Here is an 11,953-nt window from a genome sequence, read left to right as displayed (position 1 = left end):
CCGCTGGTGCCGGTCGTGAAGCTCTCGTGCCAGTTCTGGTACTGGCCCTGGCTGATGGTCTCGTTCGCGACGACCTGGCCGTCGAGCTGGGCCTTGAGGGTGTAGTTCCCCCGCCCGCCGGTCGCCTGCATGGCGTCGTCGTTGTTGAACCCCGCATCCACCGACAGGCCGCCGCCCTTGTAGGCGGTGACGTCGAAGACCATCCGCTGCGAGCCCGGCAGGTCGATGGTGACCCGCGCCTCGGCAGCCAGGTCGCCCTTCTGCCAGAAGGAGGCGGTGCCGTTGGCAAGGGCCGTCTTGAGCGCGGCGAGGACGTCGATGGTGGTGGTCGCGCCGCCGTCGGGCGTCATGTCCACCTTGAAGGAATGCGCACTGATCGCCTGGGCAAGGTCGATGGCCGGCGCGGACGAGATGGTGCCGTGGGTGAGCACCACGTCGAGGGAGGTGCCGGCGGCGATGTCGGGCCGCTCGAGGGAGAGCACGACCATCTTCGCCGAGCCGTCCGGGTAGGTGCTCTTGACGTCCATCTGGACGGCGACGGTCTTGCCGCCGATCTCCGCGAGGAGGCCGGTTCCCTTGGGCACGTCCCCTTGCTCGAAAACCTGTCCGAAGGTGGTCACCCCACCCTGCAGGGTGGCGACGCCAGCGTTCTGCAGCTTGAGGGCGACGACGTCATCCGCGCCGAGCGTCGCGAAGGTGGGAAGAACAACCTGGGACATGCTTCTGCCTTCTCTCGACCGTTCCGGGGCCAGTTGCCGCCTCTCGGGCCGGCGGGCTCACATAATCGTGTGAACACCGAAACGTGAAGGCTTTTATCAACCGCTTTTTCACGCGATCGTGATTGGCGGCTGGGGTGTGGCTTTCATGTCGATATCGCCACAGTTGCGATCTAGCAAAAAGAACCGCCTGGCTGAGCCACATCCCGTAGCCACCCACCCCAGCCGACCAGGAAATTTTGTTCAACCACGTGAGATATGTTCTATTTTTTAGATAGGACGCATGGCACAGTCCCTTCATCAGCTTTTGATGGTTCGCTGGTTTTGAAACGGTCAAGTATTCTGACCTTGGGCTCACCATCCATCCCGAGCTGGCGTGTTGCGCCCTGCCCGCTTCACAGGAACGGTTCCTCAGCAAATCTTCGCTAAGAAATATTTCTTAATTTTCGAGACAAGTTCGCAATGACAAAGGTGCTACAGGAAGCCTCTCCAGCCCACCATCCTCGCGCCGGAGAAGTCGATCTCTGCTACCGTCACGCCGCACAAGCCCGGCCCTCCATGCACCAGACCCGTCGCTCCTTAGCGCCACACCTTCTCAGCGCCCTCGTGGCCCTGCCCACCCTTGTTTCCGCGCGAGGCGCGGTTGGCCAGGTCGTGCCGCCACCGGCGCCGGGACTGGTAGGCGATGCTCGCGCCCTGCTTCAGCGAGCGCGCGGGGCGGTGCCGGCAGGCAATACCCGCGGCCGCGTAGCGCTGGACCGCACGCTGGAGCGGCTGGACGACCTTGGCCTCAGCGATCCAGGGTCCGGTACGGGGGCGGGGCGTCTCGTGCTCGTCAACATCGCGGCGGCGGAACTCGTGGCCTACGACGCCGGGCGGGAGGTCCTGCGCTCGCGAATCGTCGTCGGCGCGGCGCGCACGCGGACACCGCAGCTGGCCACCTTCGTTACCACTGTCCGCAGCAACCCGCCCTGGTATGTGCCCGCCAGCATCGAGCCGGAGATCCGCGCGGCGGGGGCGGTGGGGTTCCGCGTCGTCAACGGGCGCCTGGTCCAGCCGCCAGGGCCCGCCAATCCGCTCGGCCCGCTCCGGATCGGCCTTCTCGATTCGGATGGCATCTTCCTGCACGGGACGAGCAGCCCCGGCCTCTTTGGCCGGCAGGATCGCGCCCTGTCTCATGGCTGCGTGCGCGTGGAGCGAATCCGGGATCTTGCCGCCTGGATGCTGGGCACAACCCCGGCCACCATCGCCGCAACCCTGGCCAGCGGACGAACGATCGATCTCGTCCCGGCAGCGGAGGTCGCGGTGGCCATCGCCTATCTCACCGCCTGGCCGGATGCGGCGGGGCGGGTGGTGATCCATAGCGATCCCTACGGGCTGGACGCGCCGGGAAGCCGCCGCGCCGCCTACCGCCGCGTTGCCAGGCCTCTCGCCCAGACGCCCGCCGAGGCGGATGCCCCGGCACGTGCCGCGGCCCCCGAGGACAACCCGCTGTGAGGGTTCATTCCAGGTGCCGGCCGGCACGGGCACATCGGGCGGCAGGGCTCCACCGCCCCGCGTCCCGTCCGGCTTCTCAGTGCCTGCCGAGGGGTCTTCCCGTCCGCCGCGAGATCGCGATTCGGTTGAGCATCGCGGTGGCACAGCGCTCGGCGGCATCGAGGTAAGGCATCTCGGCGGCGGGCCCTTCGACCGCCCTCGCGGCGTCGGAACTCTTCGCCACGAAGACGAGCATGGACACCACCTCCTCGAAATCGGGCTGGGGCAACCGGGCCGCCACGGCGGCGATCGTCATCTCCAACACGAGTAGGCGCGTGTTCATATCCGCCGGAAGGGACGTTCCAAGAGGGATCTCGGTCTCGTCGGATCTCATGCGTTCATCCTGGAACCCCGATGGCACCTGCCCAAGCCTTCTGCCTGTAGCCATACAACCTAACTTTTCAGAACGATCCGCGTACATAACGTCATAGAGAGCAGCGGCTGAGGACCGTTCACTTCGCGGTCCCCAATGGCGGGTTCCAGCGCCGAAACCCCTGGCTATGCCCGTTGAGGCTGCGGACACCGACAGGCCGATGCAGGCATGCCGCCGGCGCCACACGATCCAATAAGGAGGATTTGCTGCGACGCACAAAAACCGCTTGCGCCCTGGGCGGGATGGACGCATGATCCTCCCGCAGCAGCCCGGTACGGCCGGGCGGCTGTTTTCTTGGACGTTTCCTCCCTAAACTCGGCGGTACCTTCGGGTACCGCCTCTTTTTTTGCCGGGTACGCGAACCGGCAGGATGGGGTCAGGATGCGCGCAAGGCAAGCATCTTGGCGGCCCCGTGCTCCCGCTCGGCCAGGACCTCCCAGCCCTCGCCCAGGGCCAGCGCCTCGTTGCGCCCTACTTCCAGGCAGATAAGAGCCGCCGGCGCGATCCAGCCGCCGCTCCGCAGTGACGCCAGCGCCGCCGGGCCCATCTCCTTGCCGTAGGGCGGGTCCAGGAACACGAGTCCACAGGGAAATTCGGGGCGGGGCGGGCGCAGCACGTCGCAAGCAATCACCCGCGCGGTCCCGGTTGCCCCCAACCCTTCGATATTGGTGCGCAGCGCCGCCAGGGCGGCGCGATCCCGCTCCATGAAGACCGCGCGCGCCGCCCCGCGGGAGAGCGCCTCGAGGCCCAGGGCCCCGGTGCCGGCGAAGGCGTCCAGCACCTGGGCGCCCTCCACCGCTGCCCGCCCGGCCCAAGGCGCGTGCCACAACGAATCGAACAGCGCCTGGCGCACGCGGTCCGCGGTCGGGCGCGTGCCTTCCCCGGCCGGGGCCTGGAGGGCGCGGCCCCGCCAGCGGCCGGCGACGATCCTCAACTCCCCCGCCTCATGCCGCCGGCACCGCGCGGCGCCCGCCCATCAGCCCTCCGTGTGGGGCTTGCCGCCCCAGGGCGTGCGGTGGGGGTCGCCGGCCCGGCGGGCGCGCGGCGGGCGGGCACGGCGCGGGGCGGCGTCGTCCGGGGGCAATTCGGTGCGCTCCACGCCGCGCTGGATGCGGGGCGCGGCGCCGACGCCGAGCTGTTCGCGCATGGTGCGGGCATTGACCTCCTCCACGGCGCCGGTGGGCAGGGTGCCGAGCTGGAAGGGGCCGTAGGCGACGCGGATCAGCCGTGTCACGTGCAGCTCGAGGTGCTGCATCACGCGCCGGATCTCGCGGTTCTTCCCCTCCTGCAGGGAGACGGTCAGCCAGGCATTCGTGCCCTGACGGCTATCGAGCCCCGCCTGGATGGGGCCGTACTTCACCCCTTCCACCGTGACCCCGCGGGCGAGCCAGGCGAGCGCGGACTCGTTCACGCGGCCATGGACGCGCACGCGGTAGCGGCGCAGCCAGCCGTTGGAGGGCAGTTCCAGCCGCCGCGCGAGGGCGCCGTCATTCGTGAGCAGCAGCAGGCCCTCGCTCGTCAGGTCGAGGCGGCCGATGGAGACGAGGCGCGGAAGGCCCGCGGGCAGCTTTTCGAAAACCGTCGGGCGCCCCTGCGGGTCCTTGTGCGTCGTTACCAGCCCGTCGGGCTTGTGGTAGCGGAAGAGGCGCGTGGGCTCGGGCGCGCCCACGGGGCGGCCATTCACCGCGACGGCATCGCCGGGTGAGACGAAGGTGGCGGGGGTCTCCACCACCGCCCCGTTGAGGGTGACGGCGCCCTCGCCGATCAGCGCCTCGGCGTCGCGCCGGCTGGCGATTCCGGCGCGGGCGAGGAACTTGGCGATGCGCTCGCCGCGCCCGCCGCCAGGATCCTCCCCGCTCATGCCGCGGCCCGATGCGCGCCCGTCCCGCGGGCGGCCTCGACGAAGGCGTCGAGAATAGCCTGATCTCGGGCGTCCACCGCGTATTCGGGATGCCACTGCACGCCGAGGCAGAAGCGGTAGCCGGGATGCTCCAGCCCCTCCACCACGCCGTCCGGCGCGCGGGCGTTCACGATCGCCCCCTCCCCCGGCCGGTCCACCGCCTGGTGATGGGAGGAGTTCACGGCCATCGAGGGCGCGCCGACGATGCGGGACAGCAGCGTGCCGGGGGTGAGCGCCACCTCGTGCCCGGGCTCCGTGCGCGGGTTGGGCTGCTCATGCGCCAGCGCGTCCGGCACCGCGTCCGGGATGTGCTGGATGAGGGTGCCGCCGAGCGCGACGGCCAGAAGCTGCTCGCCGCCGCAAATGCCGAGGACGGGGATGTTCCGCCGCAGCGCGCCGCGCAGCACCGCGATCTCGAAGTTCGTGCGGCCCTCCTTCAGCACGACGGTGTCGTGGCGCGGGCCGCCGCCATACAGCGCGGGATCCACGTCGAAGGCACCGCCGGTGACGAGCAGCCCGTCCAGGCGGTCCAGGTAGTCGTCGGCCAGGGCGGCGTGGTGCGGCAGGGCAATCGGCAGCCCGCCGGCCTCGGCCACGGCGCCGAAGTAGTTCCGCCGCAGGGCGTACCAGGGCAGCTTGGAATAGCCGCCCGGCTCTTCCGCATCGAGGGTAAGGCCGATCAGGGGTCGTGCGGTCATGAGGGGGTTGGTAGAGCCTCGACGGGCGCCTCCACAAGCGCTCGTAACGCGGTGCGGAGGTCTGGATGGCGGATGGCACGCCCATGGCGCTGGCGCTGGAAGAAGCGCGGGTCGCCGCCGCGCGCGGCGAGGTGCCGGTGGGGGCGGTGGTGACGGATGCCGCGGGCGCGCCCCTCTCCCGCGCGGGGAACGAGGTTGAGGCCCGTCGCGACCCCTCCGCCCACGCCGAAATCCTGGCCATGCGCGCGGCCACCGCGCTGCGCGGCGCGAAATGGCTTGCCGACTGCACCCTGTGGGTGACGCTTGAGCCCTGCCCCATGTGCGCCCAGGCCGCCTCCTTCTTCCGGATGCGGCGGGTGGTCTTCGGGGCCTATGACCCCAAGGGCGGCGGGGTGGATCACGGCGCGCGGGTGTTTGCCGCGCCGTCCTGCCACCATGTACCGGAGGTTGTGGGAGGGGTGCGGGAGACGGAGGCCGGGGCGCTGCTGCGGGGTTTCTTCGCCGAGCGGCGAAATTAGCCTCTTCATAGCGTGAATTTTTCTTTTCTTGCGTATCGTTCGGTGAATTACCCTGCGCGCTGGACGGGATCGGCCCGGCCGCCAATGCTTGGCAAGGAGGACAGGACGATGCTCACCCGACGAAGCCTTCTGAGTGCGGCGACCCTGCCCCTGGCGGCGCCCGCCCTCGCCCAGGGTGCGGCAACCCTCCTCAATGTCTCCTACGACCCGACGCGGGAATTCTATCGCGACTACAATGCCCAGTTCGCCGCCGCGTGGCGCGCGCGCAGCGGGCAGGCGGTGCGGGTGAACACCTCCCACGGGGGTTCCGGGCGCCAGGCGCGCTCCGTCATCGACGGGCTGCAGGCGGACGTGCTGACCCTCGCCCTCTCCTACGACATCGACGAGGTGGCGGAGCGCGGCCTGCTCTCGAAGGACTGGATGGGCCGCCTGCCCCACAACAGCGCGCCCTATACAAGCACGATCGTCTTCCTCGTCCGGAAGGGAAATCCGAAGGGGCTGAAGGACTGGGGAGACCTGCTGCGGCCAGGGGTCGCGGTCATCACGCCCAACCCCAAGACCTCCGGCGGGGCGCGCTGGAACTACCTCGCGGCCTGGGCCTGGGCGCTGCGCCAGCCCGGCGGGAACGACGGCGCGGCCGAGGAGGCCATGGCGCGGCTCTTCCGCAACGTGCCCGTGCTGGACACCGGCGCGCGCGGGGCCACCACCACCTTCGCCCAGCGCGGCCTCGGCGACGTGCTGCTGGCCTGGGAGAACGAGGCCTACCTGGCCACCCAGGAATTCGGCGCGGACAAGTTCGACACGGTCTTCCCCTCCGTCACCATCCTCGCCGAGCCCTCCGTCGCGGTGGTGGACCGCATCGTGGACCGGCGGGGCACGCGCGAGGTCGCGGAGGCTTACCTCCAGGGCCTCTACACGCCCGAGGGGCAGGCGCTGGCCGCGAAGCACTTCTACCGCCCGCGCGACCCGGCGGTGCTGGCCGCCAATGCCGCGCGCTTCCCGGCGATGGAGCTCGTGACGGTGGACGACCGCTTCGGCGGATGGGCGAAGGCGCAGGCGGCCCATTTCGCCGATGGCGGCAGCTTCGACCGCGTGATGCGGGCGGCACGGTGAGCGCATCGCTTCCCGCGGGCCGCGGCGCGCGGGCCCGGGCCATCCCGGGCTTCCGCGCGACCCTCGCGGTCACCCTTCTCTGGCTCGCCGTCATCGTGCTCATTCCGCTGGCGGCGCTGGCGCTGCGGCCGCTGGAGCTCGGGCCGGCCGGGCTGATCGCCTCGCTGAGCGAGGAGCGGGTGGTCGCGGCGCTGGGGCTCTCCTTCGGCGCGGCGCTGCTGGCGGCGCTGCTGAACCTTCCGCTGGGGCTGCTGCTGGCCTGGGCCGTGGTGCGGCTGCGCTTCCCGGGACGGGGGATCCTCGACGCGGCGCTGGACCTGCCCTTCGCTCTGCCCACGGCGGTCGCCGGCATCGCGCTGACGGCGATCGCGGCGCCGAACGGCTGGGTCGGCGGGCCGCTGGCCGAGCTCTTCGGCTGGAAGATCGCCTTTACCCGCGCGGGCGTCGTGCTCGCGCTGATGTTCGTCAGCCTGCCCTTTATCGTCCGCACCGTGGAGCCTGTGCTGCGCGACATGGCAGCCGAGGCGGAGGAGGCGGCAGCGACGCTGGGCGCCACCCGGGCGCAGACCGTGCTGCGCGTGGTGCTGCCAGGGCTGCTGCCCGCGCTGCTCACGGGCTTCTCCCTCGCCTTCGCGCGTTCGGTCGGGGAATATGGCAGTGTCATCTTCATCGCGGGCAACCTGCCCATGCTGACGGAAATCGCGCCGCTGCTGATCGTCATCCGGCTGGAACAGTACGACTACGCGGGCGCCGCGGCGGTGGGGCTCGCGATGCTCGTCCTCTCCTTCCTTCTGCTGCTTGCGATCGAGCTGGTGCAGCGCCGGCTTCGGCGGGGCCGCCGATGAGGGAACGCCGATGAGGGAGACCTTCCGCCCGGCGACGCAGGATTCGCCCCTGGCGCGCCGGCTCGTCGCGGGGGCCGCGATCCTCGTCGCGCTCCTCCTCCTCGCGCTGCCGCTCGCCGCCGTCTTCGTCGAGGCGCTGCGGCGCGGCCTGCCGGTGGCGCTGGAGGCGCTGGCCGAGCCCGACACGCTGGCGGCCATCCGGCTGACGCTGATCGTGGCCGCCATCACCGTGCCGGTGAACCTTGTCGGCGGGCTCGCCGCGGCCTGGTGCGTCGCCAAGTTCGACTTCCCGGGCAAGCGGCTGCTGACCGCGCTGATCGACCTGCCCTTCTCCGTATCCCCGGTGATCGCCGGGCTGTCCTTCGTGCTGATGTTCGGCGCGCGCGGCTGGTTCGGCCCCTGGCTGGAAGCGCGCGACATCCAGATCATTTTCGCCCTGCCGGGCCTCGTGCTGGCGACGCTCTTCGTCACCTTCCCCTTCGTCGCCCGCACGGTGATGCCGCTGATGGCCGAGCAGGGGCGCGACGAGGAGGAAGCGGCCGCGACGCTCGGCGCGGGCGGGCTGCAGACCTTCCTGATGGTGACGCTGCCCGGCGTGCGCTGGGCGCTGCTGGCGGGCGTGCTGCTGTGCAACGCCCGCGCGATGGGGGAGTTCGGCGCAGTGTCGGTCGTGTCCGGCCATATCCGGGGAGAGACCAACACGGTGCCGCTACATGTCGAGATCCTCTACAACGAGTACCAGTTTGCCGGCGCCTTCGCCGTCGCCGCCCTGCTCGCGCTGCTCGGGCTGGTGACGCTGGCGGCGAAGGCGCTCCTCGAGCGCGCGGCGGGTCGCCGGGCCGGGCTGCACGCGGGGGATGCCGCTTGACCGTCGAGGTACGCGGCGTGACGCGCCGCTTCGGGAACCTCGCCGCGCTCGATGGCGTCTCGCTCTCGGTCGCGGAAGGGGAGTTCGTCGCGCTGCTCGGCCCCTCCGGCTCGGGCAAGACGACGCTGCTCAGGGTGCTGGCGGGGCTGGAGGGCACCGATTCCGGCACGCTGCACATCGCGGGCCGCGACATGGCGGGCGTGCCGGCGCGCGAGCGCGGGATCGGCGTCGTCTTCCAGCACTACGCGCTGTTCCGGCACATGACCGTCTTCGACAACGTCGCCTTCGGGCTGCGCGTGCGGCGCCAGCGGCCGCCCGCCGCCGAGATCGCGCAGCGCGTCCGCCGCCTGCTGGAACTGGTGCAGGTGCCGGAGCTGGAGCGGCGCTACCCCGAGCAGATCTCGGGCGGGCAGCGGCAGCGCGTGGCCCTGGCCCGGGCGCTCGCGATCGAGCCGCGCCTGCTGCTGCTGGACGAGCCCTTCGGCGCGCTCGACGCCCTCGTGCGCAAGGAGGTGCGGCGCTGGCTGCGCGGGCTGCATGACGGCCTCGGCATCACCAGCGTCCTCGTCACCCACGACCAGGAGGAGGCCATGGAGATGGCCGACCGCGTGGCGGTGATGGAGCGCGGGCGCGTGGTGCAGGTCGATACCGCGGCGGCGCTGCTCCGCGAGCCGGCCACGGCCTTCGTCGCGGGCTTCGTGGGCGACGCCGCGCGCCTGCCCTGCGCGGTGAGGGACGGCGTGGTGCGCTTCGACCCCCTGCCCATCGCGCCCATCGCCGCCGCGCTGCCGGATGGCCCGGCCACCGCCTTCACGCGGCCGGGCGAGATGGTGGCCCGCCGCGGCGCCGGCGAGGCGCAGGTGCGCCTGGTGCGGGATGAGGTGGAAGGCCCTGCGCGGCTGGTGGTGGGGGCCGGCGCCGCCGTGCTGGACGCCGTCGCCGCGCCGGGCGAGCACTTCGCCCGTGGGGATTCCTGCCTTCTCTCGCTCAGCGGCGCGCATGTCTTTTCGGCGGACGGCAGCCGGGCGCGGGCGGGCTGAAGCGGCGGCAACGGCCCCTGTTGGGCAGCGTTCAGTCCGCAGCCCCAGGAGGATCCCATGTCCGACCAGCCCCCCCGCCCCGGCGACGAAACGGGTAACGACGCCTCCCAGACCGCCCCGAACACCTGCCCGGCCTGCGGCGGCACCGGCAGCATCGACGGCAAGCCCTGCGCCACCTGCGAGGGCACGGGCGAGGTGACGGTGACCGTCGGCGACGCGTGACGGCGCAGGCCGCACGGGGCAGAGTGGCGCCCGACCGGCCCTGAGAGGCCGGAGCGGAGAAATGCCCATGATCACCCGACGCCGCCTCGGCGCGCAGGCCGCCACGTTTGCAGCCATCCTGTCCGCCCGCCCGGCCCTGGCCGCCTATCCGGACCGCCCCATCACCATCGTCGTCCCCTTCGCCCCCGGCGGTGCGAACGACCTCGCGGGGCGGCTGCTCGCGGATCGGCTGGGGCCGCTGCTCTCCCCGGAGGGCCGGGCGCTGGTGGAGAACCGCCCGGGAGCCGGCAGCGCGCTGGGCGCCGAGTACGTGCGCCGCGCGCGGCCGGACGGGTACATGCTGCTGGTGGGGTCGGCCTCCACCCTCGCCGTCGCGCCCGCCTCCGGCGCCGCCTCGGCCCGCTATCACCCGACGGGCGACTTCACCCCCATCACCATCGTCGGCACCAGCCCGCTCGGCGTGGTCGTGCCGGCGAATTCGGGCATCACGACGATCAACCAGCTGGTGGACCGGCTGCGCGCGGAGCCGGGGCGCATCGGCTACGCGAGTTCGGGCGTCGGCGGGGTGTCGCATCTCGGCGCGGACTACCTGGCGAATCTCGCGGGGACGAGCGCCCAGCACGTGCCCTATCGCGGCGGCTCCCAGACCGCCGAATCGCTTATCAAGGGCGAGACGCTCTACGCGGTGGACCAGCTCGGCTCCGTCGTGGGGCAGGTGCGGGACGGGGCGCTGCGGCTGCTGGCGGTCACCACGCGCACGCGCGACGCGAACTTCCCCTCGGTGCCGACGGTGGCCGAGGCCGTGCTGCCGGATTACGAGCTGACGACCTGGACCGTGATGGTCGGCCCGAAGGATCTGCCCGACGAGGTGGCGCAGTCCCTGAGCAAGGCCGCCAACACCGCCCTGGCCGAGCCCCGCGTGCGCGAGCGGCTGGAGAGCACGGGCACGACCCCCGTGCTGGACAGCAGCCCGGCCTCCACCCGCGCCTTCCTCGACCGGGAGTTCGGCCTTTACACCAACATCGTGAAGCGCATCGGCCTGAAGCTGGACTAAGCCAGCGGCTTGCGGCGGGGCGCGGCTTCGGTTGAACCTCGCCGCACAGCCGGAGACGATGCATGACTGAATGGCCCAAAAGCAGCGGGCGCCACGCCCTTGGCGATCTCCCGGTGCTCAAGGGCGGCACCATCGCGGGCGCGACGCTCGCCTGGCGCACGCACGGCACGCTCTCCCCCGCGCGCGACAACGTCGTGCTCTATCCCACGAGTTACGGCGCGACGACAGCGGAACTGGAATGGCTCGTCGGTCCATCCGGCGTGCTGGACCCGTCGCGCTGGTTCGTCGTGCAGGTGGATATGTTCGGCAACGGCGTGTCCTCCTCCCCCGCGGAGACGCCGGACTACCCGGCGCTCGTCACCGCCTACGACAACGTCCATGCCCAGCGCCGCCTGCTGCGCGAGATCTTCGGGATCGAGCGGCTGCGGGCGGTCTATGGCTGGTCCATGGGCGCGCAGCAGGCCTATCACTGGGCCGCGCTGTTTCCGGAAGCGGTGGAGGCCGCCTTCGTCGTCTGCGGCAGCGCGCGCACGGCGGTCCACAATCAGGTTTTCCTGCGCGCGCAGATGGCAATCCTGGAGGCGGCGCCGGAATACAGGGGCGACGGCAGCTTCTCCGACCAGCCGGTAGCGGCCCTGCGCGCCTTCGGCCGCAACTACGCGGGCTGGGCGATGAGCCAGGACTTCTACCGCGCTGGACTGCACCTGAGCCCGGCGACGCCCGACATCGAATCCTACCTGCAGACCTGGGAGCGACGCTACGACGCGAAGCGGGCGGCCAACCTGCTCGCGCAGATGCGCTGCTGGAACGCAGGCGACATCAGCGACAATCCGGTCTTTGGCGGCGACCTGACGGCGGCGCTCGGCGCCATCACCGCGCGCGTCATGCTCGTCCCCGGCGCGACGGACCTTTATTTCCGCGTGGCCGACAACGAGGCGGAGCTGCCGCATCTGCGGAGCGCCGCGCTGCGCCCCATTCCCAGCATCTGGGGCCACCGCGCCGGCAACCCCGCCGACAACCCCGAGGACACCGCCTTCCTCCGCCGCTGCGTGGAGGAATGGCTGGACTAG

Annotated in this window: 12 protein-coding genes and 2 pseudogenes; 9 read left to right on the top strand and 5 right to left on the bottom strand. The window is 71.4% G+C overall.

Annotation, left to right across the window (positions count from 1 at the left end; genetic code table 11):
* Positions 1 to 719 (bottom strand): annotated as a pseudogene (locus tag BO39_RS19835) (beta strand repeat-containing protein); the annotation flags it as partial.
* A 555-nt stretch (positions 720 to 1,274) separates the two neighbouring features.
* Here BO39_RS19835 and BO39_RS19830 point away from each other — a divergent pair.
* Entirely contained in the window at positions 1,275 to 2,213 is a 939-nt protein-coding gene (locus BO39_RS19830; protein WP_084698280.1) for a L,D-transpeptidase family protein, read from the top strand.
* Positions 2,214 to 2,289: 76 nt separating this feature from the next.
* Here the strand turns inward: BO39_RS19830 and BO39_RS19825 are convergent, their stop codons facing one another.
* The 4 genes and pseudogenes from BO39_RS19825 to BO39_RS19810 all read right to left on the bottom strand — a co-directional run bounded on the left by BO39_RS19825 (position 2,290) and on the right by BO39_RS19810 (position 5,223).
* Positions 2,290 to 2,586, bottom strand: coding sequence for a hypothetical protein (locus tag BO39_RS19825; RefSeq protein WP_043836682.1), 297 nt, complete (start codon positions 2,584 to 2,586; stop codon positions 2,290 to 2,292).
* 415 nt (positions 2,587 to 3,001) lie between these two features.
* Positions 3,002 to 3,562: pseudogene (rsmD, locus tag BO39_RS19820) on the bottom strand (16S rRNA (guanine(966)-N(2))-methyltransferase RsmD); the annotation flags it as partial.
* A 39-nt stretch (positions 3,563 to 3,601) separates the two neighbouring features.
* A complete protein-coding gene (locus BO39_RS19815; RefSeq protein ID WP_052402335.1) occupies positions 3,602 to 4,486 on the bottom strand; it encodes a pseudouridine synthase in 885 nt (294 codons plus the stop codon).
* Positions 4,483 to 5,223, bottom strand: a complete 741-nt coding sequence (locus BO39_RS19810) for a gamma-glutamyl-gamma-aminobutyrate hydrolase family protein (RefSeq protein WP_043836678.1) — start codon at positions 5,221 to 5,223, stop codon at positions 4,483 to 4,485. The genes BO39_RS19815 and BO39_RS19810 overlap by 4 nt, the downstream gene beginning before the upstream one ends.
* Positions 5,224 to 5,306: 83 nt before the next feature.
* Here BO39_RS19810 and BO39_RS19805 point away from each other — a divergent pair, with 83 nt between their 5' ends.
* The 8 genes from BO39_RS19805 to BO39_RS19775 all read left to right on the top strand — a co-directional run bounded on the left by BO39_RS19805 (position 5,307) and on the right by BO39_RS19775 (position 11,953).
* Positions 5,307 to 5,741, top strand: a complete 435-nt coding sequence (locus BO39_RS19805; RefSeq protein ID WP_052402337.1) for a nucleoside deaminase — start codon at positions 5,307 to 5,309, stop codon at positions 5,739 to 5,741.
* 108 nt (positions 5,742 to 5,849) lie between these two features.
* The gene (locus tag BO39_RS19800; RefSeq protein ID WP_043836705.1) at positions 5,850 to 6,854 is read left to right on the top strand and encodes a sulfate ABC transporter substrate-binding protein; all 1,005 of its coding nucleotides are present in this window, start codon (positions 5,850 to 5,852) and stop codon (positions 6,852 to 6,854) included.
* Entirely contained in the window at positions 6,851 to 7,699 is an 849-nt protein-coding gene (gene cysT / locus BO39_RS19795; protein WP_043836674.1) for a sulfate ABC transporter permease subunit CysT, read from the top strand. The genes BO39_RS19800 and cysT overlap by 4 nt, the downstream gene beginning before the upstream one ends.
* Before the next feature lie 10 nt (positions 7,700 to 7,709).
* Positions 7,710 to 8,567 (top strand): sulfate ABC transporter permease subunit CysW, encoded by an 858-nt coding sequence (gene cysW / locus BO39_RS19790; RefSeq protein WP_043836671.1) that lies wholly within the window; start codon positions 7,710 to 7,712, stop codon positions 8,565 to 8,567.
* Complete coding sequence (locus BO39_RS19785; protein ID WP_043836669.1) at positions 8,564 to 9,607, top strand: sulfate/molybdate ABC transporter ATP-binding protein; 1,044 nt, start codon at positions 8,564 to 8,566, stop codon at positions 9,605 to 9,607. Before cysW ends, BO39_RS19785 begins: the two co-directional genes overlap by 4 nt.
* Before the next feature lie 57 nt (positions 9,608 to 9,664).
* Positions 9,665 to 9,829 carry a hypothetical protein gene (locus BO39_RS33680; RefSeq protein ID WP_169742793.1) on the top strand — a complete coding sequence of 55 codons (165 nt, stop codon included), beginning with the start codon at positions 9,665 to 9,667 and terminating at the stop codon, positions 9,827 to 9,829.
* A 67-nt stretch (positions 9,830 to 9,896) separates the two neighbouring features.
* On the top strand, positions 9,897 to 10,883 hold the full coding sequence (locus tag BO39_RS19780; RefSeq protein WP_245615280.1) for a Bug family tripartite tricarboxylate transporter substrate binding protein: 987 nt from the start codon (positions 9,897 to 9,899) through the stop codon (positions 10,881 to 10,883).
* Between the two features lie 62 nt (positions 10,884 to 10,945).
* The gene (locus BO39_RS19775; RefSeq protein WP_043836664.1) at positions 10,946 to 11,953 is read left to right on the top strand and encodes an alpha/beta fold hydrolase; all 1,008 of its coding nucleotides are present in this window, start codon (positions 10,946 to 10,948) and stop codon (positions 11,951 to 11,953) included.

The organism is Roseomonas aerilata DSM 19363 (genome assembly GCF_000711725.1).
Classification (GTDB): domain Bacteria; phylum Pseudomonadota; class Alphaproteobacteria; order Acetobacterales; family Acetobacteraceae; genus Roseomonas; species Roseomonas aerilata.
Note: the sequence above shows the minus strand (reverse complement) of the source record. Positions and strands in the feature narration are given on the sequence as shown.